Origin of the sequence: Kribbella voronezhensis (assembly GCF_004365175.1) — a bacterium.
Taxonomy (GTDB): Bacteria; Actinomycetota; Actinomycetes; order Propionibacteriales; family Kribbellaceae; genus Kribbella; species Kribbella voronezhensis.
The window spans coordinates 165,469-188,977 of record NZ_SOCE01000003.1; the positions used below are offsets into that span (position 1 = coordinate 165,469).

General features: G+C 68.8%; 24 protein-coding genes. 13 read left to right on the forward strand and 11 right to left on the reverse strand.

The window, feature by feature from the left end:
• Positions 1 to 58 precede the first annotated feature (58 nt).
• The 3 genes from EV138_RS35500 (at position 59) to EV138_RS35510 (ending at position 2,303) form a co-directional block, all read left to right on the forward strand.
• Positions 59 to 1,129, forward strand: coding sequence for a fatty acid desaturase family protein (locus EV138_RS35500; RefSeq protein WP_133984961.1), 1,071 nt, complete (start codon positions 59 to 61; stop codon positions 1,127 to 1,129).
• Between the two features lie 115 nt (positions 1,130 to 1,244).
• On the forward strand, positions 1,245 to 1,484 hold the full coding sequence (locus EV138_RS35505) for an Rv1322 family protein (protein ID WP_232828225.1): 240 nt from the start codon (positions 1,245 to 1,247) through the stop codon (positions 1,482 to 1,484).
• A 54-nt stretch (positions 1,485 to 1,538) separates the two neighbouring features.
• Positions 1,539 to 2,303 carry an alpha/beta fold hydrolase gene (locus tag EV138_RS35510; RefSeq protein ID WP_133984963.1) on the forward strand — a complete coding sequence of 255 codons (765 nt, stop codon included), beginning with the start codon at positions 1,539 to 1,541 and terminating at the stop codon, positions 2,301 to 2,303.
• On the opposite strand, the gene EV138_RS35515 is transcribed toward EV138_RS35510, so the two are convergent.
• The 7 genes from EV138_RS35515 to mce all read right to left on the reverse strand — a co-directional run bounded on the left by EV138_RS35515 (position 2,284) and on the right by mce (position 9,854).
• Positions 2,284 to 2,703 (reverse strand): HIT family protein, encoded by a 420-nt coding sequence (locus tag EV138_RS35515; protein WP_133984965.1) that lies wholly within the window; start codon positions 2,701 to 2,703, stop codon positions 2,284 to 2,286. The genes EV138_RS35510 and EV138_RS35515 overlap by 20 nt on opposite strands.
• The gene (locus EV138_RS35520) at positions 2,703 to 3,668 is read right to left on the reverse strand and encodes a GNAT family N-acetyltransferase (RefSeq protein ID WP_238158594.1); all 966 of its coding nucleotides are present in this window, start codon (positions 3,666 to 3,668) and stop codon (positions 2,703 to 2,705) included. The genes EV138_RS35515 and EV138_RS35520 overlap by 1 nt, the downstream gene beginning before the upstream one ends.
• A gap of 67 nt (positions 3,669 to 3,735) precedes the next feature.
• Complete coding sequence (locus EV138_RS35525; protein WP_133984967.1) at positions 3,736 to 5,094, reverse strand: AI-2E family transporter; 1,359 nt, start codon at positions 5,092 to 5,094, stop codon at positions 3,736 to 3,738.
• Positions 5,091 to 6,773 (reverse strand): coiled-coil domain-containing protein, encoded by a 1,683-nt coding sequence (locus EV138_RS35530; protein WP_133984969.1) that lies wholly within the window; start codon positions 6,771 to 6,773, stop codon positions 5,091 to 5,093. Before EV138_RS35530 ends, EV138_RS35525 begins: the two co-directional genes overlap by 4 nt.
• 182 nt (positions 6,774 to 6,955) lie before the next feature.
• Positions 6,956 to 8,287 (reverse strand): crotonyl-CoA carboxylase/reductase, encoded by a 1,332-nt coding sequence (ccrA, locus tag EV138_RS35535; protein ID WP_133984971.1) that lies wholly within the window; start codon positions 8,285 to 8,287, stop codon positions 6,956 to 6,958.
• Between the two features lie 167 nt (positions 8,288 to 8,454).
• Entirely contained in the window at positions 8,455 to 9,366 is a 912-nt protein-coding gene (locus EV138_RS35540; protein WP_133984973.1) for a sensor histidine kinase, read from the reverse strand.
• 56 nt (positions 9,367 to 9,422) lie between these two features.
• Positions 9,423 to 9,854 (reverse strand): methylmalonyl-CoA epimerase, encoded by a 432-nt coding sequence (gene mce, locus EV138_RS35545; RefSeq protein WP_133984975.1) that lies wholly within the window; start codon positions 9,852 to 9,854, stop codon positions 9,423 to 9,425.
• 93 nt (positions 9,855 to 9,947) lie between these two features.
• Between mce and EV138_RS35550 the strand changes: the two genes are divergently transcribed.
• From EV138_RS35550 to EV138_RS35565, 5 genes are all read left to right on the forward strand, one after another.
• Positions 9,948 to 11,162, forward strand: a complete 1,215-nt coding sequence (locus tag EV138_RS35550; RefSeq protein ID WP_133984977.1) for an acetyl-CoA C-acetyltransferase — start codon at positions 9,948 to 9,950, stop codon at positions 11,160 to 11,162.
• Positions 11,163 to 11,174: 12 nt separating this feature from the next.
• Positions 11,175 to 12,131, forward strand: coding sequence for a methylmalonyl Co-A mutase-associated GTPase MeaB (gene meaB, locus EV138_RS35555; RefSeq protein WP_112239618.1), 957 nt, complete (start codon positions 11,175 to 11,177; stop codon positions 12,129 to 12,131).
• A gap of 240 nt (positions 12,132 to 12,371) precedes the next feature.
• Positions 12,372 to 12,530, forward strand: coding sequence for a hypothetical protein (locus EV138_RS37525; protein ID WP_166678885.1), 159 nt, complete (start codon positions 12,372 to 12,374; stop codon positions 12,528 to 12,530).
• A 121-nt stretch (positions 12,531 to 12,651) separates the two neighbouring features.
• Entirely contained in the window at positions 12,652 to 13,377 is a 726-nt protein-coding gene (locus tag EV138_RS35560; RefSeq protein WP_133984979.1) for a PH domain-containing protein, read from the forward strand.
• An 84-nt stretch (positions 13,378 to 13,461) separates the two neighbouring features.
• Positions 13,462 to 14,037, forward strand: a complete 576-nt coding sequence (locus tag EV138_RS35565) for a dienelactone hydrolase family protein (RefSeq protein WP_133984982.1) — start codon at positions 13,462 to 13,464, stop codon at positions 14,035 to 14,037.
• Between the two features lie 3 nt (positions 14,038 to 14,040).
• Here the strand turns inward: EV138_RS35565 and EV138_RS35570 are convergent, their stop codons facing one another.
• Complete coding sequence (locus EV138_RS35570; RefSeq protein ID WP_133984984.1) at positions 14,041 to 14,787, reverse strand: maleylpyruvate isomerase family mycothiol-dependent enzyme; 747 nt, start codon at positions 14,785 to 14,787, stop codon at positions 14,041 to 14,043.
• A 35-nt stretch (positions 14,788 to 14,822) separates the two neighbouring features.
• Positions 14,823 to 15,326 carry a MarR family winged helix-turn-helix transcriptional regulator gene (locus EV138_RS35575; protein WP_133984986.1) on the reverse strand — a complete coding sequence of 168 codons (504 nt, stop codon included), beginning with the start codon at positions 15,324 to 15,326 and terminating at the stop codon, positions 14,823 to 14,825.
• Between the two features lie 107 nt (positions 15,327 to 15,433).
• Here EV138_RS35575 and icmA point away from each other — a divergent pair, with 107 nt between their 5' ends.
• From icmA to EV138_RS35590, 3 genes are read left to right on the forward strand one after another with little or no spacing between them, the layout of a single operon-like run.
• Positions 15,434 to 17,107 carry a coenzyme B12-dependent isobutyryl-CoA mutase large subunit gene (gene icmA, locus EV138_RS35580; protein ID WP_133984989.1) on the forward strand — a complete coding sequence of 558 codons (1,674 nt, stop codon included), beginning with the start codon at positions 15,434 to 15,436 and terminating at the stop codon, positions 17,105 to 17,107.
• Positions 17,028 to 18,860, forward strand: coding sequence for an NAD-binding protein (locus tag EV138_RS35585; RefSeq protein WP_133984991.1), 1,833 nt, complete (start codon positions 17,028 to 17,030; stop codon positions 18,858 to 18,860). The genes icmA and EV138_RS35585 overlap by 80 nt, the downstream gene beginning before the upstream one ends.
• Positions 18,861 to 18,897: 37 nt before the next feature.
• Positions 18,898 to 19,842, forward strand: a complete 945-nt coding sequence (locus EV138_RS35590) for a tetratricopeptide repeat protein (protein WP_133984993.1) — start codon at positions 18,898 to 18,900, stop codon at positions 19,840 to 19,842.
• Here EV138_RS35590 and EV138_RS35595 read toward each other — a convergent pair.
• Complete coding sequence (locus EV138_RS35595) at positions 19,839 to 20,288, reverse strand: MarR family winged helix-turn-helix transcriptional regulator (RefSeq protein WP_202867102.1); 450 nt, start codon at positions 20,286 to 20,288, stop codon at positions 19,839 to 19,841. The genes EV138_RS35590 and EV138_RS35595 overlap by 4 nt on opposite strands.
• Positions 20,289 to 20,385: 97 nt before the next feature.
• Between EV138_RS35595 and EV138_RS35600 the strand changes: the two genes are divergently transcribed.
• Together EV138_RS35600 and EV138_RS35605 are read left to right on the forward strand one after the other, a co-directional pair.
• Positions 20,386 to 21,381, forward strand: a complete 996-nt coding sequence (locus EV138_RS35600) for an SMP-30/gluconolactonase/LRE family protein (protein WP_133984995.1) — start codon at positions 20,386 to 20,388, stop codon at positions 21,379 to 21,381.
• 49 nt (positions 21,382 to 21,430) lie between these two features.
• Positions 21,431 to 22,306: a MurR/RpiR family transcriptional regulator gene (locus EV138_RS35605; RefSeq protein WP_133984997.1), complete on the forward strand. Its 876-nt coding sequence runs from the start codon at positions 21,431 to 21,433 to the stop codon at positions 22,304 to 22,306.
• Here EV138_RS35605 and EV138_RS35610 read toward each other — a convergent pair.
• A complete protein-coding gene (locus EV138_RS35610) occupies positions 22,266 to 23,456 on the reverse strand; it encodes a citrate/2-methylcitrate synthase (RefSeq protein ID WP_133984999.1) in 1,191 nt (396 codons plus the stop codon). The two genes, EV138_RS35605 and EV138_RS35610, sit on opposite strands and share 41 nt — an antisense overlap.
• Positions 23,457 to 23,509: the final 53 nt, after the last annotated feature.

Sequence of the window (23,509 nt, forward strand, 5' to 3'; positions counted from 1 at the left end):
CGTACGCTGGCCGAGGCTGTTCGCCTAGGCCTCCCACCGCTCTGAGATGAGGACCCTGATGGCACAGCCCGTCACTGCTTCCGCCCGCCCGAATCCCGGTCCACGTACCGGTACGAAGGGCAGCGATTTCGCTCCGTTGCTGCGTGAGGTCAGAGAAGCCGGGCTGCTCGAGCGCCGAACGGCGTCGTACGTGATCGCGATCACCCTGAACGTGGCGCTGCTGGCGGCGACCTGGGCCGGCATCATCCTGCTCGGCAACTCGTGGCTGCAACTGCTGCTCGCCGTACCGCTGGCGATTTTCACCACCAGGGCAGCGTTCTTCGGCCACGACGCCGGCCACCAGCAGATCAGCAAGTCGCGCAAGTGGCACGACTGGCTCGGCATGCTGCACGGGGACTTCCTGTGCGGGATGAGCTACGGCTGGTGGAACGACAAGCACAACCGGCACCACGCGAACCCGAACCACACCGACAAGGACCCCGACGTCGGCGAGGGCGTGCTGGTCTGGACGCTCGAGCAGGCCGAGGGCCGGACCGGTCTGCACGGCTGGCTGAGCCGCAACCAGGCCAAGATCTTCTTCCCGCTGCTCACCCTCGAAGGCCTGAACCTCAAGGTGTCGAGCGTGATCTTCCTGATCGGCAAGCGCCGCACCCGTGAGGCCCGGATCGAACTCGGCCTGATGGCCGCCCACCTGGTCCTGTACTTCGGGGCGCTCTTCCTCATCATGTCTCCCGGCAAGGCGATCGCCTTCGCCGCGCTGCACCACGCGCTCTTCGGCCTGCACCTCGGCAGCGTGTTCGCGCCGAACCACAAGGGCATGGAGATGCCCGACGACGACACCAACTGGGGACACCTGGAGAAGCAGGTGCTGACGTCCCGCAACGTGCAGGGCGGCCTGGTCGTCGACTGGCTGATGGGCGGACTGAACTACCAGATCGAGCACCACCTGTTCCCGAGCATGCCGCGGGCGAACCTGCGCTTCGCCCAGCCGATCGTGCAGTCGTACTGCGAACGCATCGGGATGCCGTATCTGAGCACCGGCGTACTCGAGTCGTACCGGATGGGCCTGTCGCACATGCACGACGTCGGCAAGGACCTCCGCGCCGAACACGCCGCCCGCGGCATCTGAGCCGTCCGGGCGGGTGTGATCCGGCCCTCTGGTCGCGGCGGATAGGCTCGCTGCTGTGTCGCCCCGGAAGAGAAGACCCTCGAAACACACGCGGCCGGTCAGCGACCGTCCGTTGATGGGCGGTCACCAACTCCGGGAGTCGCACGCCGACGGCGACTGGATCGTTCGGCAGGTGTCGGGATCCGCGTCGACCAAGGCGTACCGCTGCCCCGGGTGCGATCAGCAGATCCTGCCGGCCACCCCGCACGTGGTGGTCTGGCCGGAGAACCCGAGTCTGCTCGCGGCGATCGGCGGCGGGCAGTCGCTGGACGAGCGGCGGCACTGGCACACGGCTTGCTGGCAACGCCGTCGGTGAAGGTTTGTCGGTCTTGATGGTTCGGTTGGTTCGGTCGGTTCGAGGAAGGTGTCGATGAAGCTCCCGGTCACGGCGTACGGCGAGAGTGGTTCACCGGTCGTGGTGATGCACGGTCTGTTCGGCTCCGGCCGGAACTGGATGACGGCCGCTCGCCGGCTGGCGTCCGCGCATCGGGTGTACGCGCTCGACCTGCGCAACCACGGGACTTCGCCGCACGTCGACACGATGAGCTACCCGGAGATGGCCGCGGACGTCCAGGAGACGATCGCGGACCTGGGCACCGGGCCGGTCGCGTTGATCGGGCACTCGATGGGTGGCAAGACCGCGATGGTCACCGCGCTGCAGTATCCCGAGGTCGTCGAGCGGCTGATCGTCGTCGACGCGGCGCCGGTGACGTACCCGCCGGCCTTCGTCGAGTACGCCAAGGCGATGCGCTCCGCCGATCTCTCGAACGTCCACCGTCGCGCCGACGTGGAAGCCCAGTTGGTCGACGCCGTCGACTCACCCGGCACCCGCGCTTTCCTGCTCCAGAACCTGATCCTCGACACCGAAGGCGCCCGCTGGCGCCCGAACCTCCCGGTCATCGAAGCCGCCCTGCCCCAGATCTCCGGCTGGCCTGAAGACCTCACCGGCTCGTTCGACGGACCGACTCTCTTCGTCTACGGCGGCAAGTCCGACTACGTCCAACAGGACCACCGCGCCACCATCGCCGCCTACTTCCCGACCGCCCAGTACGCCGAAATCCCCGAGGCCGGCCACTGGGTCCACGCCGAACGCCTCGACGATTTCCTCACCACCATCACCCCGTTCCTGCCCTGAGCCTGTGGTGGGTCTCGTCCAGGGTCTCGCGAGCCTTGGAGTCAGCGGTCCAGTCGGTGAGCTGACTGTCGCCGGTGGGCCGGGGGAGCAGGTGGAAGTGCAGGTGGAAGACGGTCTGGCCGGCTGCGGCGCCGTTGGCCTGCAGGACACTGATGCCGTCGGCATCCAATCGCGTGGAGAGCAGCCGCGCCGTGTTCTGGAGCGCGGGGCCGATCGACGCGATGGTCTCGGCGGCGCCTTCGTCGGTGAGGTCGCGAACGTGGCGGCGGGGGACCACCAGGGTGTGGCCGGTCCGTAGCGGATTGATGTCGAGAAACGCGCAGGCGTCGTCGTCCTCGTAGACGAATCTGGCGGATGCCCGGCCAGCGGTGATGGCGCAGAAGATGCAGGACTCGCTCATCACTGCTCTCCGTCGATAGACAAAGGGAATTGGTGCCAGCCGCCGAGGTCGGTGCGGCCGGCGGTGAGGGCGGCGGTGAGGGCGCCTTGGTTGTTGGCGTGGATGGTGCCGAGCAGGAAGGTCAGTTGGTTGCGGGCGTGGAGGGCGCGGGCGAGCAGGGTGGTGAGGTGGGGGCCGTAGCCTTGTCCGCGGTAGTCGGGGGTGAGGATGATGTCCTGGACGATGTACGCCGGGAGGCCGAGATTCTGACCCTCGGGTGAGGCCGCGATGTAGCCGGCCCAGGTGCCGTCGACCAGCACGTCGAAGAGCAGCCCGTCCTCGACGGTGCTCTCCAGCTTGTCCCGGCTTTGCAACTGCGCCTGCTCAGAGTGCTCCGGATGCGCCGCATCGACTGCCGCGTACGCCGCCTGCGCGTGCTCGTAGTTCGCCAGGGACGTCGCCTCGACCAGCGTCAGCTCCTCGGGCACCCGCTCGCCCGCACGCCGCAGTACGTCGAGGGGACCGGCGAGGAACCGCTTGTCCGGAAGACATCCCGGGAAGGACCCGATCGGCTTCGAACTCCAAAGCCGCAGGTACTTCGGGTCGAGTGAACCGAAGTACTCCGAGGCCGCGCTCGCCGCCGGCCGCACATCTCCGGGCTGCAACGGACGACTGAGGGCCGAGGCATCGACGAACGGCTTGGCCGGGTCACCGCCCTCGTACCGCATGCTGAGCATCACCTGCTGATCGGCCGCGATCCGGACCCACTGGTTGAACATGAGCTCGATCGGCCGGCCCGGAGCGAACCGCTCGGTGCGGAGCGCCGCGATCTCCCGATCCGTCAGCAACTCGACGTCGAGTTCGTGCTGCTCGGTCAGCAGGTCGAGCCGCAGTTCGTCGTCGACCCACTCCCGACTCACCGGATGCTGAGCGGGCAAGCTGAACCCGGCCAGGTGCCTGGCGGTCGGCAGTGCAGGATTCGTCACCTGCTGAGGAAACGCGACCGCCCCGCAACCGTCAATCACATTTCCGGCTGCGGGGCGGGCCGGCGGTTCAGGAAGCGTCGGCCTTTCGGACCCACACCTCGCGGATGATCAGCAGCACGGCCGCGGCCGTCGGGATCGCCAGCAGCGCGCCCACCACGCCGAGCAGCGCGCCACCCAGCAGTGCGGCGATCACCGTCACCGCGCCCGGGATGTCGACGGCGCGGCGCATGATCCGCGGCGCGACGACGTAGTTCTCGATCTGCTGGTAGATCACGCCGTACGCCAGGCAGAAGACGCCGGTCCACAGGCCGTCGGTCAGACCGATCAGCGTGATGATCACGCAGCCGATCAGACCACCGACCATCGGGATGAAGTCGGTGAAGACGACCACGATCGCCAGCGCCACGGCGTACTGGCCGAGGCCGACGATCTCCAGGAACACGAACGCGAAGAACCCGGCGGTGATCGCGACCAGGAACTGACCGCTGACGTATCCGCCGACGCGGCCGAGCACCTCGTCGCCGAGGATCGACACCCGCGGCCGCCGGCTGGCCGGGACCAGGCTGTACGCCGCCTTCTTGACGGTCGGCAGCGAGGCGAGGAAATACAGCGTCAGGATCAGCACGGTGAACGCCGAGAACAGCGCGTTCGCGACCACCTTGCCGACACCGAGGACACCGCCGAAGGCCTTCTGGGCCAGCGCCGGGTCCTGGATGTAGTCCTTGGCCTTGTCGATGAAGTGGTACTTCGTGTCGAGGTCGGTCAGCGTCTTGGACTTGGTCAGCAGGTCGAGCCAGTCCGGCGCGTTGGTGATCAGCCCGTTGATCTGGTCCGTCACCACCGGCACGATCGCGAAACCGACCCCCGCGAACGCTGCCAGCACCAGCAGGAACACCACGCCGACCGACAGTCCGCGCTTCAGCCCGCGCCGCATGAACCACTCGACCAGCGGGTTCAGGCCGACCGCGATGAACATGGAGACGATCAGCAGGATCAGCACCGACTTGGCCTGACCGAGCGCGTGCCACAGACCCCACGCGACCAGCACGCCGAGCGCGGCGAAGAAGCCGAAGACGAACGGGTTCGACCGGCGCAGCGGCGGACCGGGTGCGCCCATCCCCTCCGAGGGGTGCCGCTCCTCGATCAGCAGTTCGCCGACCAGGCTGTCCGCTTCCTCGGCATCGGCCTGCACGCGATCGGCGTCCGCATCGGCGCGGTCGGCGTCGGCATCGGCAGAGCGGGCAGCGACCTTGGCCTTCGCGGCGGAGTCCTCCGCCAGCTCGGCGGACGTCTCAGCCTCCTCGGCGGACTTCCCGGCGTCGTCGGCCGCGGCCTCAGCCTCGGCCGCCGCGGCCTTCGCCTCCCTGGTCGCGGCCTCGATCGCCGCGATGTTACCGACCGACGTGTCGTCGCCGGGTGGCGTCACCTGTCGTCCTTCGCGGCCTTGGCGTCACCCTCGTCCGCCACCTTGCCGGCGGCCTCGGAGCTCTTGCTCGACACCTCGGCGTCAAGCGCGTCGTCGAGCTCGATCTCCGCATCGCCGTCGGTGTCGGCCTTCGCGTCGGCGCCGGTCTTCGCCGTCTTCGCGTCGACCTCTGACTTCTTGCCGTCCGCCCGGTCGTCGAGCCGGAACTCGTCGATCCGGGTCGCATCGCGCGGCTCTTCGGACCGCGCCGCCTCGAGCGTCGACACGTCGACCCGCAGACCGGTGTCGATCCGGGTCTCGTCGACCCGAGCACCACCCGCGTCTGCCCCGGTGAAGGGGCTGTTCCCGCGGTACGGGCTGCCGGTCGACGTCGTACCGAACCCGGTCGGCGCCTCCTTGGCCGATGAACCGCCGTACGAGCTGTCGCTCGACGACGCTCCGCCGTACGAGTTGTCGTCGCCGGTGCTGCTCGGCGCGGAGTACGAACCGATGTTGGGGTACGACGGGGTGTCGGTGGACGGTGCGCTGAACGGGCTCCCGGTGCGACCGAACGGGCTGTCGGTGCTGCTGTTCGACGGTGCCGCCGGAGTGCTGCCGGAGTTGAACGGCGTGTACGCCGGGGCGGCGGTCTCCGAGTCGAGCTCGGCGGCCTGCCGGGCGATGTTGCCGGCGATCTCGTTCAGGCCGGCGATCTGGGCCAGGATGCCGTCGCGGCGCTTGGCCAGCCGCTCGGTCTCGCGGGCGACGATCGTCCGGGACCGCTCCGCCTCGTCGGCGGCGTTGGCCAGCTCGGCCTCCGACCTCGTCCGGGCGGTGGTGAGCAACTGCTCGGCCTCGCGGCGGGCGCGGGCGAGCGTGCGCTCGGCCGACTCCTCCGCCTGCGCGCGGATCTTCGCCGCCTGCGCGGTGGCCTCGGCGACGCGACGCTCGGACGCCTCGGCGGCCTCGCGCATCTGGGTGGTCAGGTTCTCGGTGTCGCTGGCGATCTGGGAGTGCTTGTCGGCCAGCTCCTTGGCCTGCTGCTCGCGCTCGTCGGCGAGGCGGGCGCGCAGAGCGGCGGACTCACGCTGGATCGCCGTACGGATCTTCTCCGCTTCGTGCAGCGCGCCGTTCTTCAGCGTGCTCGACTGCGACTCGGCCGTCAGCTGCAACTGCTCGGCCTTGCGGCGGGCGGCCGCGAGGACCTCGCCGGCCTCGGTCTCGGCCGTCCGGCGGATCTCGGCGGCGTCGCCCTCGGCGGTGCGGCGGAGGCTGTCGGCCTCGTTCAGCGCGACGGTGCGGATGTCCTGTGCCTCGCGCTCACCGGCCGCGCGGGCCGAAGTGGCCTCCTTGGCGGCGGTGGCGCGCAGTTCGTCGGCCTCGCGCTTGGCCTCTTCCAGTGCCTCGGACGCCTGGTCCTGGGCGAGCCGGAGGATCTGCGCCGCGCGGTCACCGAGCCCCGCGTACGACGGGTTGGCGCTGGCCTCGAGCTGGCGCTTGGCCTCGTCGAGCTGGCGTTGCAGTGGCGCCGAGTTGTTCTGCAACTCGTCCACCCGGTTGCGCGCGTCGGCAAGCTGCGCCTCCAGCGCGCGGACGTAGTCGTCCACTGCCTGCTTGTCGTACCCGCGCCGACCGACGGGGAAGCCCCCGGCAGCGGTCGCCGTACGGTCGAAGAACGGCAGGCTCGACTCGTCAGCCATCCCCAAGTTCCCTTCTAGGCGGCTCGGATGAAATCCCCACCCTAGAGCCTGTCAGAACCACCCCACCATCACCTAACCGGGTCTGTGCATAACCCCAGGTGAGGGGAAGGAAGGAAGGCGGGGCGGGGGGCACCTCACCCTCACCTGACCGCTCCTGTGCCCAAACCAACTGAAGGTACGGATCAGCGGTTGCGGAAGCGGTTGATCTGGGGGAGGTGCTGGGCGCGGAGGTCGGGGTTGGTGACGCCGAGGCCTTCGGTGGGGGCGAGGGTGAGGACGCCGACCTTGCCCTGGTGGAGGTTGCGGTGGACGTCGTACGCCGCCTGGCCGGTCTCCTCCAGCGAGTAGACCTTCGAGACCGTCGGATGGACCATGCCCTTCGCGATCAGCCGGTTGGCCTCCCAGGCCTCGCGGTAGTTGGCGAAGTGCGAGCCGATGATGCGCTTCAGGTTCATCCACAGGTACCGGTTGTCGTACTCGTGCATGAACCCGGTCGTCGAGGCACACGTCACGATCGTCCCGCCCTTGCGCGCGACGAAGACCGAGGCGCCGAAGGTGTCCCGCCCCGGGTGCTCGAAGACGATGTCCGGATCGTCCCCGCCGGTCAGCTCGCGGATCTTCGCACCCAGCCGCTTCCATTCCTTCGGGTCCTGCGTCTGCTCGTCCGACCAGAAGCGATATCCCTCGGCCGACCGGTCGATGATCAGCTCCGCGCCCATCGCCCGGCAGATCTCCGCCTTCTCCGGCGACGACACCACGCAGACCGGGATCGCCCCGCCGTTCAGCGCGAACTGGGTCGCATACGAACCGAGCCCACCCGACGCGCCCCACACCAGCACGACGTCGCCCTGCTTCATGTTCGCGCCGTTCGCCGACACCAACTGCCGGTACGCCGTGGAGTTCACCAGGCCGGGCGAGGCAGCCTCTTCCCAGGTGAGATGGGCCGGCTTCGGCATCAACTGGTTCGACTTCACCAGCGCGAGCTCGGCCAGGCCGCCGAAGTTGGTCTCGAAGCCCCAGATCCGCTGCTCCGAATCCATCATCGTGTCGTTGTGACCGTCGGGCGATTCCAGCTCGACGGAAAGGCAGTGCGCGACCACCTCGTCGCCCGGCTTCCACGCGTTCACGCCCGGCCCGGTCCGCAGGACGACGCCGGACAGGTCGGAGCCGACCACGTGGTACGGCAGGTCGTGGCGGGCCGTCAGTGGCGACAACTTCCCGTACCGCTTGAGGAAACTGAAGGTCGAGACCGGCTCGAAGATCGACGTCCAGACCGTGTTGTAGTTGATCGCGCTGGCCATCACGGCGACCAGCGCCTCGCCCGGCCCGAGTTCCGGTGTCGGTACGTCGTCCAGGTGCAGGCTCTTGCGCGGATCCTTCTCGCGACTGTCCATCCCGTCGAACATGGTCGCCTCGTCGGCGTGCACGGTGATCCCGCGGTAGTGCTCGGGCACCGGCAGTTCGCCGAGGGCCGCGTTCTCGCCGGCCAGGATCGCGTCGAGGATCTGCTTCACGTCGTACCTCCGGATTGGTGGGGCGTGTGAGCGGAATCTACCGACGAGTATGCCCGCGCTGCAGCGGTCTGTGACCTAGTTCGCAGCCGTTGAGACGACTGTCACTTTCTCAGTCCAGTGCGTTTGGTGGTCTTATCGAGCGACTGGCTTTCGATGTCAGCGCGGAGTCAGTGCAGCCGCGTGTGCAGCCGCACCTGGGTGAAGCCGGCGCCCGAGCGGATCTGGACCAGGTCGCAGAGCTGGTTCGCGAGCCAGACGCCGCGTCCGCCGAGCCCGTCGACCGGCGGCAGCACCCGGCCGACCAGCAGGTCGTCGATCCGCCCGCGGTCGGCGACCTCCAGTACCAGCGCGTCGTCCTCGGACCACAACCACAACGTCCCGCGCCCACCGCCGAAACGGATGCTGTTGGTGCAGATCTCGTGCAGGGCGAGCGCGATGTCGTCGACCCGCGGACCGGGCAGGCCGCGCAATCGCGCCCGACCGGTGAACCAACGCCGTACGGCGGCCAGCTCGGCGAGCCCGAATTCGAGCCTCTCCGCGGACGCCGGTACGCCGGGCAGCGGGGTCCGGAAAGCTCGCTCCGTGGCCGACCGGTCGAAGCAACCCGCGTGCGTCTCGGCGACCGCCGGGGTCGCCATCGACGCGTCGTACGGGCAGAGCAGCTGGAACGGGCCGTCGTTCTCGAACGCCAGGTTCAGCAGCGCCTCGTGCAGTGTCGCCTCCGCGAACTCGGCCGCGGTCCGCCCCGGATAGGCGGGTTCGCCGATGCCACGCACCGGCCGGCCCGGGTTCTGGTCGAGCAGGTTGCGCCACAGCGGGATGATCCGGGCCGGATTGCGGCCGGCCGTGGTGATGTCGAGAAAGGTGACCTGGTCCGCAGCGGAGCCCAGAGCCGAGCGCAGCTTGGCGATCCCGGCCGGCGGAAGGGCTGCGAGCACGGCCTCGCCACCGGCCAGGCCGTCGCGGACGAAGGCCGAGGTCTGCTGCACGAACTCGTCGTCGTCGCGATAGACGAAAGCGTCGTGCAGGAACCCGTCCGGGACGTCGTGCAGGGATCTCGTAGCGCTGTTGATCAGCACCCCAACAGACTAGTCCCGTACCGGCGGGTCGGCCTCGTGACAGCGCCCGGCGGATGTCAGGCGGGCTCGACCAGTTCGACCAGGACGCCGCCGGCCGAGCGCGGGTGGATGAAGTTGACCCGCGAGTTGGCCGTCCCGCGCCGCGCCTCGTCGTACAGGAGTTCGGCGCCGCGCTCGCGCAAGGTCGCGGAGACCTGGTCGAGGTCGCGGACCCGGTAGGCGATCTGCTGGATACCCGGGCCGCGCCGGCTGAGGAACTTGGCGATCGGGGAGTCGTCGGACAGCGGCGCCAGCAACTGGATCGACGAACCGGAGCCACCGACCGACAGCATCGCCTCGCGGACTCCTTGGTCGGTGTTGATCTCCTCGTGCGCGACCGTCATCCCGAACATCTCCGCGTAGTACCGGACGGCCTCGTCGAAGTCCGCGACGGCGATGCCGACGTGGTCGATCGCCTCGAACAGCGTCAGGGTTCCGGTGTGCTCCATGGCCACAGACTGCCCGGGTTCCGGCCTTGAATCCAACGAGTGTGACCCGATCGACAGCGGCGTACCAGTGCCCTCGCAGGTATCGTGACAGACATGTCTGACGCCACTCGCAGCTCGCAGAACTCCAGTGTCATCGTCGCCGGCGCACGTACCCCGATCGGGCGCTTGCTGGGCGGCCTCAAAGGCTTCACCGGTGCGGACCTCGGTGGCTTCGCGATCAAGGGCGCGCTGGAGAAGGCCGGTGTCGCGCCGGAGCAGGTGGAGTACGTGATCATGGGCCAGGTGCTGCAGGCCGGCGCCGGTCAGATCGCGGCCCGCCAGGCGGCCGTCAAGGGTGGCATCCCGATGAACGTGCCCGCGATCACCATCAACAAGGTCTGCCTGTCCGGCCTGAACGCGATCGCGCTGGCCGACCAGCTGATCCGCGCCGGCGAGTACGACGTGGTGGTGGCCGGCGGGATGGAGTCGATGACGAACGCCCCGCACCTGCTGCCGAAGTCGCGCGAGGGCTTCAAGTACGGCAACGTCACGATGGTCGACTCGATGGCGTTCGACGGGCTCTGGGACGCCTTCACCGACCAGGCGATGGGCGCGCTCACCGACCAGGTGAACGACTCGGGCCTGAAGCTGAGCCGCGAGGAGCAGGACGAGTTCGCCGTCCGGTCGCACCAGCGCGCCGCGGAGGCGTGGAAGAACGGCCTGTACGCCGACGAGGTGGTGCCGGTCGAGGTGCCGCAGCGCAAGGGCGACCCGATCGTCGTCGAGTCCGACGAAGGTGTCCGCGCGGACACCTCGGTCGAGGCGCTGGCCCGGTTGCGGCCCGCCTTCGGCAAGGACGGGACCATCACCGCGGGGTCGTCGTCGCCGATCTCCGACGGCGGTTGTGCGGTCGTCGTGATGAGCAAGGCGAAGGCGGAGGAACTCGGGCTGACCTGGCTGGCCGAGATCGGCGCGCACGGCTCGGTGGCCGGCCCGGACTCGTCGCTGCAGAGCCAGCCCGCGAACGCGATCGTCAAGGCGTGCTCCAAGGAAGGCATCGAGCCGACGGCGCTGGACCTGATCGAGATCAACGAGGCCTTCGCATCGGTCGGCATCGCCAGTGCCCGTGAGCTGAACGTCGACCTGGACAAGGTGAACGTCAACGGCGGCGCGATCGCGGTCGGCCACCCGATCGGCATGTCGGGCGCGCGGCTGGTGCTGCACCTGGCGCTCGAGCTCAAGCGTCGCGGTGGAGGCACCGGCGCGGCCGCCCTGTGCGGTGGCGGCGGGCAGGGCGACGCCCTGATCGTCCGCGTGCCCAGCAGCTGACACACTGACCTGATGCCCCGACGGACAGCCCCGGTCGCCGAACTCGTCGAACGTGCCAGGGAAGGTGATTCCCGCTCGGTCGCCCGGCTCATCTCGCTGGTCGAGGACGAGTCGCCCAAGCTCCGTGAGGTGATGGCGGCGCTCGCACCGCATGCGGGGCGAGCGCACATCATCGGCATCACGGGCTCGCCCGGGGTCGGGAAATCCACGTCCACCTCGGCGCTCGTCACGGCGTACCGGGCAACCGGGAAGCGGGTCGGCGTATTGGCTGTCGACCCGTCGTCGCCGTTCTCCGGTGGCGCGTTGCTGGGCGACCGGGTGCGGATGCAGGACCACGCGACCGACAGTGGGGTGTTCATCCGCTCGATGGCGTCGCGCGGACATCTCGGTGGGCTGGCCTGGTCGACGCCGCAGGCGTTGCGGGTGCTGGACGCGGCCGGGTTCGACGTCGTCCTGGTCGAGACGGTCGGGGTCGGGCAGTCCGAGGTGGAGATCGCCGGGATGGCCGACACGACGCTGATCCTGCTCGCGCCGGGGATGGGCGACGGGATCCAGGCGGCCAAGGCCGGCATCCTCGAGGTCGGCGACCTTTACGTTGTGAACAAGGCGGATCGCGACGGGGTCCAGAACCTCACCCGCGATCTGCGCTCGATGCTCGGGCTGGCCGAGCGCCGCGAGGGCGACTGGGTCCCGCCGATCCTCAAAACCGTTGCCTCGCGCAACGAAGGGGTGGACGAGGTGGTCGCCGCGATCGAGAACCGGCTGGCCTGGATGGAAGCCAACGGGGTGCTGACCGAACGCCGCCGGGCCCGGGCCCGGGACGAGATCGAGGCGATCGCGATGACGGCCTTGCGCAACCGGTTCGCGCACCTGCACGGCGACGCGCGCCTGGACGTGCTGGCCACCAAGGTCGTCGACGGCGACACCGATCCGTACTCCGCCGCCGACGAACTCATCGCCGCGCTCTGACGACCGCGGACCAGCGAACAGTGAAACACCTGGCGACTCTCTGTCACATCCGAAAGCGGCAGCTGGGGACGGATCGTCTCAAGCGGCGCGCCGATGGCTGCCATGCCCCCGGATCCGTTACAGAATGGATCTTGTAGCTGGTGAGCATTGTGCGGTGGGCTGTGTTCAGTCAGTGACATTTGGTGACTATCCGTGATACAACACAGTCGACCGAGTTGGTTGCGAACGAGGAGTGGTGACATGCCGAAGAAGCTGCTGATCTGGCTGGTCATCGCCTTTGCGGCGTTCTACCTGTTCACACAGCCCAGAGGTGCCGCAGATGCCGTAGGAGGTGCGTTCTCGGCCGTCGGCGATGCGTTCGGGAGCGTGATCGTCTTCCTGTCCGCGCTGTTCAACTGATCCTTCGCTTCCAGGTGTCCCGTGACGAGCATTCGTGCGGGACACTTGGCTGTGATGGGTTCAGGGACCGGTTCGGCGAAGGCCGCGCGGCCGACAGCGGGGTGGACAGGGGAGTGAGTGGATGGCCGGAATAGGCCTTTTCAGGATCTTCGATCCGAAGGTCCGGCGCCATCTGATCTCGGACGAGGGCGAGGTCGTCATCGACGAGGTGCGGCACCACTGGGTGGTGTTCGCCGTGCCGATGCTCGAGGTCGTCCTGGCCACCGCGCTGCTGGTGGCGATGCTGTGGCTCCCGCTGAAGGGTGCCGGCGTGCTGCTGGTGCTCGTCCTGGTGCTGCTGTCGCATTCGTTCTGGCGTTTCCTCACCGAGCACCGGGACCGGTTCGTCGTCACCAACATGCGGGTGATGCGGATCCGCGGCGTCTTCTCGCAGACGGTCGCGACCACCCCGATCGCCCGGATCCTCGACATCACCCTGCAGAAGCCGATCATCGGGCGGATGTTCGGCTACGGCCACTTCGTCTTCGAGTCCGCCGCGCAGGACCAGGGTTTCCGCGAGATCAAGTACGTCAGCCGGCCCGACGACCGTGACCTGACCATCCAGCGCGTCATCCAGCGCACCGGCCTGCGCGCGTCGGCCAGTGTCGACGTCGTCCAGGGCGACGACGACGACACCGACGACGACGGTACGGGTCCGATCGGGATGGACTCCGCCCAGGACGTGATCACCACGACCAAGACGGTCCCGGCGCCGGCCCATCAGCACACCCGGGTCGCCGGGAACGCGTCCAAGTCGATCTTCAACTCCGAACGCGGCAACTGGACCGACGACCCCGACCGCGACTGACCTACCGCCGTACCTATTGATCGACTTCGGCGGAACGTACTAAAGTCATGGATCATTCGAGTCCACGACGGCGGGAAGATCACCATGGCTGAGGTTCTGTTGTTCCACCACGCGCTCGGGCTGACCCCGGGCATCACCGTGTTCGCCGACCGGCTGCGTGCCGCCGGCCACACCGTCCACACGCCGGATCTGTTCGAGGGGCGCACGTTCGCGACCCTTGAGGAGGGCGTGAAGCACGCGCAGGAGATCGGCTTCGGCGAGGTCGCCGAGCGCGGCGTCCGCGAAGCCGAGAAGCTGCCCGCGGAACTGGTGTACGCCGGTTTCTCGCTCGGTGTCGTCTCCGCCCAGAAGCTGGCCCAGACGCGCCCCGGTGCGAAGGGCGCGCTCTTGTACTACTCCTGCGTACCGGTCGAGGAGTTCAGCCCCAGCTGGCCGAAGGGCGTGCCGGTCCAGATCCACGGCGCGGACGCCGACCCGTACTTCGTCGACGAGGGCGACATCGACGCGGCCCGCGCCCTGGTCGCCGCGACCGACGACGCGGAGCTGTTCACCTATCCCGGCGACCAGCACTACTTCGCCGACAGCACCCTCCCGTCGTACGACGAGGCGGCGACCGAACTCCTCATCAGCCGGAGCCTCGACCTGCTCAAGAAGGTCTGAGGCTCAGGTCAGGGCCTCGGCCAGCCGGGACCGGAACTCCTGGACGGCGGCGTCGTCGCCGGCGGCCTGTTCGAGATCCAGCTCGCCGCGGCCCCAGAGCCACAGGTAGATCTCGTTCGGGTCGCCGAAGACCTCCGCGTCGACGGAGCCCTCGGCGCCCTGGGTGACGATCGCGCTGGTCGCGTCGAGGCGGATCGTCCAGGACCGGCCGTCCGTGGTGATGCGGATGGTCGCGTCCACCGGGTGCTTGGTGTCCCCTTCCTCCCACCAGGGGCCGCCGAGCATCAGCGTGAGGACCTCGTCGATCCCGTCCACCGCAAGATCGTTGTCGATCGGGGTGACGACGTCGTGGGCCTGCTCGACGTCGATGCGGTGCACCGCGGTCTCCAGCGCCATCCGGCGATACCAGAACGCCGAGGTCTTGTCGGTCGGCGAGAACGTCCAGGTCTCCTGGTCGGTACCGGCCGCTTCGAGGGCCGGGATGATCCTCTCGCGATGCTCGTCGTACACCTCGAGCGGATCGCGGTCGCCGAACTCCGGCGGCCAGGGATCCGGCAACGCGTTGAGGCGCAGGATCTCGATCTTGTGCAGATAGACCGTGGCGAGGTGCAGGACGACGTCCTCGACCGTCCAGTCGGGGCAGTTCGGCACCTTGGCGGGAAGCCCGAGTCGGGCGACTTCGGCGAAGCGGGCCGAATCGGCACGCAGACAGGCGAGGTAGAACGCGGCACGCTCGGGCGACGTAGACATGTCGCAGAGCATGGCAGAACCGACGGACAGTTTGCTCAGCTGAAGTCGCCGGCGGAGTGACGCAGTGGTTCCAGGACGGTCCAGAGCATCTTCAGTTGCTCGTCGGTCAGGCCGTGCAGAGCGAAGTCGGCCGCGACGAGATCCGCCGTGGCTGCCTCGACCAGGTCCCTGCCTTTGGGCGTGATCTCGCACAAAACCGCCCGGCCGTCGTCGGGGTGCGGGGTCCGGGTCACCAGGCCCGCGGCTTCGAGGCGGCGGACGATCGAGGTGACCGAGGTGGGGTGGACCTGGAGGCGTTCGCCCATCTTGCCCAGCGGCAGCGAGCCGCGCCGGGAGAACGTGAGCAGGACGAGGGCCTCGAACCGGGCGAAGGTGAGGCCGTGCTGCTTCAGGATGTCGTCGAGTTCGCCGATCACGATCTGCTGGGCCCGCATCAGCGAGGTGACGGCCCGCATCTGCTCGACGGCTCCCCAGCGCCGGCCCCACTGCCGTGACGCCTCGTCGATCGGATCGAACGGCAGCGGTTTCTTCCTGGCCATGCCCGGAAGGTTAACCGTCCACCGGCGGCCGATGAGGGAAAGCCGCGAAGTGGTATTTAGTAGGACGTCCTAGTAGTTTGGGTGTGAGCAACCCAGGGAGGTCGTTGATGGACGCCGAGCAGATCGCCGACGGACGGACCCGATGGCAGCAGCGGTACGACGCGTCGCGCCGCCGGGAGGCCGATTTCACCACGTTGTCCGGCACCGAGGTGGAGCCGGTCTACGGGCCACCGGAGGGCTACGACGATCCCCGGATGGAGCGGATCGGCTGGCCGGGCGAGTTCCCGTTCACCCGCGGGCTCTATCCGACCGGCTATCGCGGTCGCACCTGGACCATCCGCCAGTTCGCCGGCTTCGGCAACGCGGAGGACACCAACGCGCGGTACAAGATGATCCTCAACTCCGGTGGCGGCGGGCTGTCGGTCGCGTTCGACATGCCGACGCTGATGGGGCGTGACTCCGACGACCCGAAGTCGCTCGGCGAGGTCGGCCACTGCGGTGTCGCCATCGACTCCGCGGCCGACATGGACCGGCTGTTCAAGGACATCCCGCTGCAGGACGTCACCACCTCGATGACGATCTCCGGCCCCGCCGTACCGGCCTTCGTGATGTACCTGGTCGCCGCCGAGCGCCAGGGCGCCGACATCACCAAGCTCAACGGGACGCTGCAGACGGACATCTTCAAGGAGTACATCGCCCAGAAGGAGTGGCTGTTCCCGCCGGAGCCGCACCTGCGGCTGATCGGCGACCTGATGGAGTACTGCGCCGCCAACATCCCGGCGTACAAGCCGCTCAGTGTCTCCGGCTACCACATCCGCGAGGCCGGCTCGACGGCCGCGCAGGAGCTCGCCTACACGCTGGCGGACGGCTTCGGGTACGTCGAACTCGGGCTCAGCCGGGGCCTCGACATCGACACCTTCGCGCCCGGCCTGTCGTTCTTCTTCGACAGCCACCTGGACTTCTTCGAGGAGATCGCCAAGTTCCGCGCCAGCCGCCGGATCTGGGCCCGCTGGCTGCGTGACGTCTACGGCGCCAAGACCGACAAGGCCCAGTGGCTGCGGTTCCACACCCAGACCGCGGGCGTCTCGCTGACCGCCCAGCAGCCGACCCTCAATGTCGTCCGTACGGCGGTGGAGGCGCTGGCCGCGGTCCTCGGCGGCACCAACTCCCTGCACACCAACGCCCTCGACGAGACGCTGGCGCTGCCGACCGACCAGTCGGCCGAGATCGCGCTGCGCACCCAGTCGGTGCTGATGGAGGAGATCGGCGTCACCAACGTCGCCGACCCGCTCGGCGGTTCGTGGTACGTCGAGGCGCTGACCGACAAGATCGAGGCCGAGGCCGAGGAGATCTTCGCCCGGATCAAGGAGATGAGCCCCGACGGCACCATGACCGGCGGCATCCTGCGCGGGATCGAGGACGGCTGGTTCATGGCCGAGATCGCCGACGCCGCCTTCGAGTACCAGCAGAAGCTCGAGAAGGGCGAGAAGAAGATCGTCGGGGTGAACACCCAGACCGACACGGTGTCCGGCCAGCTGGAGATCCTCCGGGTCAGCCACGAGGTGGAGATCGAGCAGTGCCGGGTGCTGGCGGCACGCAAGGCACAGCGCGACGAGGACCTGGTACGTCGTACGCTGTCGGCGCTGGTCGAGGCATCCCGTGGGACCGGCAGTCTGATCGAGCCGATGCTGGAGGCTGCGCGTGCCGAGGCCACGATGGGGGAGATCTGTCACGTTCTTCGGATCGAATGGGGCGAGTACCGAGAGCCCGCCCGCTTCTGAGGCCGAGGAGACAGAGCCCGCCGCCCAGAGCCGGCGTCGCGGTAAGGCGCAGACGCGCACGGCCACGCCGACGCCGGACAGGCGCGGCGTCGTCGTCTGCGGCTCCGACCGGACCATGCTCCGGGTCGTCACCGAACTGGTCGGCTCGGGCGAGCACGTCACCGCGGTGGTCAATCCGGCCTCGCGCCACTTCGAGCGGATCGGTGAGCTCGGCGCGCAGGTGATGGGTGTGCGGGTGGTCAGCGAGTCCGTACTGCGGCGCGCTGGCATCGATTCCGCAGACGGCAAGCCGTCGACCGCGCGAGCGCTGGTGCTGCTGGATGCCGACGACGTCCACAACGTGCACACCGCGTTGACCGCACGGGACATGGACCCGGACCTGAAGATCGTCATCCAGATGGTCAATCCGCGGCTCGGTGGTCAGCTGCACAACCTGCTCGGCGACTGTGTGGTCATCGCCGGCCCCTCGCTGGCGGCGCCGGCGTTCGTCGCCGATGCGCTGGAGGACGACGAGCTGACCTGGTTCGAGGTCGGCGGCCGCCGGCTCGTGGCCGGTCCGGCCGCGCTGATCCGGACACCGCACCTGACCGTGCTCGCCGACACGACCTCGTCCGCGACCCCCGAGTTGCTGCCGGCCGGGAGTTCGGATCCGGCCGGCGACATCGTGGTGGGGACCGGGCTGCGCAAGGTCCTGCGGACCAGGGACGTCCGCCGGGCCGGCTGGCTGATGGCGACCCGGGACGTGATGGACCGCCGGGTCCGGGTCATCGCGGCCGTGATGGCCGGGCTGATCCTGACCGGTACGGCGCTGACGCACTGGATCGCCCACGTCGAATGGCTCCGGGCGCTCTACCTGGCCGCCGGGGCGGTGACCTCGGCCGGCATCGAGGACAACACGTTCTCGGACGCCAAGCCCTGGGCCAAGATCGCCGCGGTCGTCGTCCAGCTCACCGGCATCGTGTTGATGGCGCTGCTGACCGCGGTGATCGTCGACTCACTGATCGGCGCCCGGCTGTCCCGGGTGATCGGTGGCGTCCGTGGCCGGCCCCGCAATCACGTGGTGGTCTGCGGACTGGGAACGGTCGGCGGAAGAGTGCTGGAGATCCTGGTCGAGCGAGGCGTCGCCGTGGTCGGCGTCGAGCGCGACGACGACGCTCCCGGCGTACAGACCGCTCATCGGTTGCGGATCCCGGTGGTGATCGGGGACAGCAGCAACGAGGAGACGTTGCGGTCGGCCGGCGTTCAGCGCGCCCAGGCGGTGCTGGCGATCACCAACGGCGATATCACCAATCTCGAGTCCGCGATGGTGGTCCGCGAGCTGAACCCGGATGCGCGGATCACGCTGCGGATGTTCGATCACGACCTGGCCCAGCGGGTCGAGCGGCAGTTGGGGCTCGGGCACAGCCGGTCGGTGTCGATGCTGGTCGCGCCGGCCATCGCGGCCGCGGTGGCGAACAGGCGCAGCCAGTCGACTGTTCCGGCCGGCCGCCGGGTCGTGCTGCTGACCGAGGTCACCGTCGAGCGCGACTCGGTGGCGGTCGGCCGGCGGCTCGGTGAGCTGGACGAGGCCGGCGGGCTGCGGGTGCTGGCGAGGCAGGACCGGGACGGCTGGGACTGGGAGCCCGCGTTCGACCGGGCCGTCGCGCCAGGCACGCGGTTGGCGGTCGCCGGCACCCGTAGCGGGCTGGCCCGGCTGCTGCTGGCGACCCGCGCTCCACACCGTTCGGGGCCGTCGGGGAGGATGGACCCATGACTGTACGTACCGACCGAGTGCCGACCGGAGGCCACCGGTGAGCCAGCCGAACTTCTCCCGTCCCGGGGCGATCGACCTGTCGTCCCTGCGCAAGCCCGCCGCACCACGACCCGGTGCCGCAACGCCCGGAGCCCCGGCGGCTCCCGGTGGCGCCGCGACCGGTGGTGCGTACGTGCTGAACGTGACCGAGCCGACCTTCCAGGCCGACGTCATCGAGCGATCGATCCAGGTGCCGGTGATCGTCGAGTTCCACTCGCCGCGCTCGGAGGCGTCGCTCGCGCTGAGCCCGATCCTGGTCAGGCTGTCCACCGAGTACGCCGGCAAGTTCCTGCTGACCCGGATCGACATCGACGCGAACCCGCAGTTGGCCCAGGCGGTCGGCGTCCAGTCGGTGCCGCTGGTGATCGCCGTACTGCGGGGGCAGGTGGTCCCGCTCTTCCAGGGTGCCGTCGGTGAGCCGGAGGCGCGCCAGTACGTCGACCAGTTGCTCACGGTGGCCGTTGCCAACGGCATCACCGGTCGCACCGACCCGGTCGGTCAGGCCGGTGCGGAAGAAGCGGCCGAGCCCGAGCCGGACCCGCGGTACGAGGCGGCCGAGAACGCTCTGGCCGCGGGCGATCTGGACGGCGCGATCACGGCGTACGAGGTGTTGCTCAAGGAGACGCCGAACGACGCCGAGGCCAAGGCGGGTCTTGCCCGGGTCCAGTTGGTGAAGCGGACCCGCGACGTCCCGGCCGAGGTGCGGACCAGGGCCGCCGACAATCCGACCGACATCGAGGCCCAGCAGTTGGTCGCCGATGTCGACCTGATGGGCGGGCACGTGGAAGACGCTTTCGCCCGGCTGATCAAGACCGTCCAGCTGACCGCGGGCGACGAGCGCGACGCCGTCCGCAAGCACCTGCTGGAGCTCTTCGAGGTCGTCGGCGCCGACGACGAACGCGTCGTCAAGGCGCGCCGCCGGCTGATGGCAGCGCTGTTCTAGGAGCTCTTCAGGATCGGATCGTTCGTGAGGGACTCCGACACCCGCGCCAGCAGAGTGCGCAGGGTGTCGAGTTCCTCCGCCGTGAACGCGGCCGCCAGGCGGCGTTCTACTCCGGCGGCCCGCTCGTCGGCCTGGTCGAGTGCCTTCCGGCCGGCCGGCGTCGTGCGGGTTTCGATGACGTGCCGATGCAGCGGGTGCGGCGTGCGCTCGATCAGCGCGGCCGACTCCAGGTTGCGCAGGATCGTGGTCATCGTCTGAGGTGTCACCAGGCAACGCCGGGCCAGCTCGGCGGCTGAGATTCCCGGTTGCTCGTCCAGAACGAAGAGCGCCGCGTACTGCGGGACCGTCAGCCCGGCCGGCTTCACCGCGGCCGCCTTCGCGGTGGTCAGTTCCTGCTCGACCCGTTTGAGGTGACTGCCCAGGCGCTCCTCGAATGACATCCGCATGCCCTCATCGTACGAACGTAGCTGCTTGTATATGCATTGACAGCTATCAGAGCTCTGATTAGTCTCTGTGCTCGTATCCAATCGAGGGAGGCAACAGATGTTCCGACGCACAGCGGCAGTCGTCGCTCTGCTCACGTTCGCGACCGCGGCGCCGGTGTCCGTGGTACCGGCTTCTGCCGTGCGGGTCGACGCGTCGCGGGGATGGCCGGTGGCGATCAGTGGACAGACCGCGGATCGGTATCCGGAAGGAGTGACCTGGGATCCGAGCCGGCAGGCGTTCCTGGTCGGGTCGCTCGCGACCGGCAGGATCGATGTGGTCGACCGTCGCGGCCGGTCGACGCGGTTGGTGGACGAGGCGCCCGGGGTCTCGACGTTCGGGCTGCATGTCGACGCCGCGCGCAACCGACTCCTGGTGACGTACGCCGATATCGGCAACGGGGAGCAGTCCTCGGAGGCGACCACATACCAGCAGTCCGGGGTGGCGATCTACAACCTGCGGACCGGGCGGCTGCAGCATCGGGTCGACCTGAACACGCCCGCGCTGAACCCGGCGGGCGGCCGGCACGGGGTCAACGACCTCGCCGTCGACGGTCGCGGCAACGCCTATGTCACCGATCCCGCCGCGGACGCGATCTACCGGATCACGCCGCAGGGCAAGGCATCCGTGCTGGTCCGGGATGCCCGGCTGGCGAGCCGGACGATCGGGATGAACGGGATCGTCTGGGATCCGGCGGGCTACCTGCTCGCGGTCCGGTACGACGTCGGCGCTTTGCTGAAGATCTCGCCGGCCGGTGCGATCACCGAAGTGAAGTTGCCCAAGGCATTGATCGGTGGTGACGGACTGGCCTTGACGGCCGATCGCAAGTTGGTTGCCGTCACCAACAAGCTGGGGGCGCCCGGGGTCGAAGAGGTGACCGTGCTGCGGAGTACGGACAACTACCGCTCGGCTCGGGTTGTCGCGGCGAAGGCGTGGCCGATCAGCGGTCCCACCACCGTGGCGCTCAGCCCGCACGGGATGTACGTGGTGAGCGGGCGGATCGACGTCCTGGTGGCCGGCGGCCAGTCGAACGAATTCGACCTGTACCGGTTCTGATGCTGTGAACTGTTGACAGCTGGCGTCGACAGTTTTGAGAATCATTCACATGAATGCTGGCGAGCCGGTAGGTCTCGAAGCCCGGATCCACGGCTTGCTGCCGGGGCTGAGTCCGGCTCAACGGCAGGTCGCCGACGAGGTACTGCGGGATCCGGCCGCCGCGGCCTCGTCGACGATCGGTGAGCTGGCGGCCCGCTGCGGTACCTCGTTGCCGAGCGTCACCCGCTTCTGCCTGGCCCTCGGACTCAGCGGTTACGCCGAGCTCAGGCTGGCGCTGGCGGCCGAAAGCGGACGGTCCAGTGCGAGCTGGGAGCTGGGTACCGGGGGAGAGGTCGGCGCGGACGACAGCCTGGACGACGTACTGCGTACCCTCCTGCGGGCCGACACCCGCGCACTGGAGGACACCGTCGCCGAGCTGGACGTCCGTGCTCTCGGGCAGGCGGTCCGGGCCGTCTCCGACGCCAGACGGATCGACCTGTACGCCGTGGGCGGGTCGGCCACCGTCGCGGAGGACCTGCGGTTGCGGCTACACCGGATCGGTCGCAGTGCGAACTGCTGGAGCGACGTGCACAACGCGTTGACGAGTGCGGCACTGCTCGGCGCCGGCGACGTCGCGATCGGCCTGTCGCACAGTGGCGAGACGGTCGAGGTACTGGAGCCGCTGGTGCGAGCCCGGAGTCAGGGCGCGCGAACCGTTGCCATCACCAACTATCCGAGGTCACCGATCGCGCGGGCGGCGGACGTCGTCCTGATCACGGCCGCGCGGGACGTCACCTTCCGGACCGGTGGTCTGTCCGGGCGGCATGCGCAGATGATCGTGCTCGACGCGCTGTACATCGGAGTTGCTCAGCGCGACTACTCCTTGGCTGAGCAGGCCTTCGACGTCACGGCCGACGCTGTCGCGGCGCATCGGGTCCAGCGCTGATCGGCAGACCCGTGTAGATGCCGGCGGCGCGGAAACGCAGGCCTGGTTCGGCGTACTCCTCCAGGGCGTGGGCCGTCCAGCCGATGATCCGCGCGATGGCGAACAGCGCCTCGCCGGCGTCCGGCCGGAAGCTGTGGGCGTGCATCATCGCGGCAATGGCGAGATCGCTGTTGGGGAACCCGGGCACCTTCTCCGTGAGCTCCTGGATGCTGTGCAGAACGGGGCTGTCGGCAAGCAGTTCGAACAGCGCCTCCGCGCGGGGGTCGCGCTGCTGATAGATGCGATGGCCGAACCCGGGCACCGGCTCACCCGACCGCAACTGATCCGACAATGCCTCGACGGGATCCTGCAGCGCTCGTTCGAGGAACTTGTAGGCCAACGTCGTCGCGGCCCCGTGGTAGTGGCCGTCCAGAGCGCCGAGGCCGGCCGACACCACGGAGTACAGGTTGGCGCGTGCGCTCGCCGCGACTCGGGCAGCGATCGTGGAGACGGCCAGTCCGTGGTCTGCCAAGAGGATCAAGGCAGCATCCAGTACTGCGGGTTGCGGGGGTTGCGTGCTGACCTTCGGCCACAGTCGGGCGCCCAGCGTGCCCGCTGTGGTTTCACCGGGCAGTGCATCGACCAGTACGCCGAGGAGGCGGCTCGCGGCCGTCATGACGGACTCCGGTGCGAGCCCGAATCGCAGCGGGTCTCCAGCGCCCAGTACTGCGACGGCGATCCGCAACTGGTCCGTCATGCGCGCACTCGATGGCGCTACGTTCATCGCAGCACGAGCGAGCGCCACTGACTCCGGGGGAGCGGGGAAGGAGTCCTGCTCTGTCAGCTCGCCCGTCCACAGCAGGTGTGCGACGGACTCGACCGTGCTGGTGGTCGCCAGCTCGCGGGCGAGGCGGCCGCGGTAGTACAGCTCGTCGTCCTGCAGCAGGCTGAGCTCTGTCTCGATCCGCTCGACCACACCGGGGTGTTCGACACTCCGGCTGGCGAGCCGCTCCACGTCGGCTGCCGCGAAGAGGCTGCCGCGTCGGCCGCGAGCTCGAACGCTGGTGAGCTGCCCCCGGCTGACGTAGGCGTAGATCGTCTCGGGCTTCACGTTGAGCCGACGGGCGACCTCTGCCGTCGTCAGGTAATTCTCGTCACTCTGCTCTGCCATCCACCGCTCCGCGAGTCGCTCACATTGACTGGATCAACATTGACAATACTTGA

What these genes read in the sequence shown, in the direction of transcription:
- EV138_RS35500 (WP_133984961.1), top strand. Translation starts at nt 59, where the DNA reads ATGGCACAGCCCGTCACTGCTTCCGCCCGCCCGAATCCCGGTCCACGT.
- EV138_RS35505 (WP_232828225.1), top strand. Translation starts at nt 1,245, where the DNA reads ATGGGCGGTCACCAACTCCGGGAGTCGCACGCCGACGGCGACTGGATC.
- EV138_RS35510 (WP_133984963.1), top strand. Translation starts at nt 1,539, where the DNA reads ATGAAGCTCCCGGTCACGGCGTACGGCGAGAGTGGTTCACCGGTCGTG.
- EV138_RS35515 (WP_133984965.1), bottom strand. Translation starts at nt 2,703, where the DNA reads ATGAGCGAGTCCTGCATCTTCTGCGCCATCACCGCTGGCCGGGCATCC.
- EV138_RS35530 (WP_133984969.1), bottom strand. Translation starts at nt 6,773, where the DNA reads ATGGCTGACGAGTCGAGCCTGCCGTTCTTCGACCGTACGGCGACCGCT.
- mce (WP_133984975.1), bottom strand. Translation starts at nt 9,854, where the DNA reads ATGGAGCACACCGGAACCCTGACGCTGTTCGAGGCGATCGACCACGTC.
- EV138_RS35550 (WP_133984977.1), top strand. Translation starts at nt 9,948, where the DNA reads ATGTCTGACGCCACTCGCAGCTCGCAGAACTCCAGTGTCATCGTCGCC.
- meaB (WP_112239618.1), top strand. Translation starts at nt 11,175, where the DNA reads ATGCCCCGACGGACAGCCCCGGTCGCCGAACTCGTCGAACGTGCCAGG.
- EV138_RS37525 (WP_166678885.1), top strand. Translation starts at nt 12,372, where the DNA reads ATGCCGAAGAAGCTGCTGATCTGGCTGGTCATCGCCTTTGCGGCGTTC.
- EV138_RS35560 (WP_133984979.1), top strand. Translation starts at nt 12,652, where the DNA reads ATGGCCGGAATAGGCCTTTTCAGGATCTTCGATCCGAAGGTCCGGCGC.
- EV138_RS35565 (WP_133984982.1), top strand. Translation starts at nt 13,462, where the DNA reads ATGGCTGAGGTTCTGTTGTTCCACCACGCGCTCGGGCTGACCCCGGGC.
- EV138_RS35570 (WP_133984984.1), bottom strand. Translation starts at nt 14,787, where the DNA reads ATGTCTACGTCGCCCGAGCGTGCCGCGTTCTACCTCGCCTGTCTGCGT.
- EV138_RS35575 (WP_133984986.1), bottom strand. Translation starts at nt 15,326, where the DNA reads ATGGCCAGGAAGAAACCGCTGCCGTTCGATCCGATCGACGAGGCGTCA.
- icmA (WP_133984989.1), top strand. Translation starts at nt 15,434, where the DNA reads ATGGACGCCGAGCAGATCGCCGACGGACGGACCCGATGGCAGCAGCGG.
- EV138_RS35595 (WP_202867102.1), bottom strand. Translation starts at nt 20,288, where the DNA reads ATGCGGATGTCATTCGAGGAGCGCCTGGGCAGTCACCTCAAACGGGTC.
- EV138_RS35600 (WP_133984995.1), top strand. Translation starts at nt 20,386, where the DNA reads ATGTTCCGACGCACAGCGGCAGTCGTCGCTCTGCTCACGTTCGCGACC.
- EV138_RS35605 (WP_133984997.1), top strand. Translation starts at nt 21,431, where the DNA reads ATGAATGCTGGCGAGCCGGTAGGTCTCGAAGCCCGGATCCACGGCTTG.
- EV138_RS35610 (WP_133984999.1), bottom strand. Translation starts at nt 23,456, where the DNA reads ATGGCAGAGCAGAGTGACGAGAATTACCTGACGACGGCAGAGGTCGCC.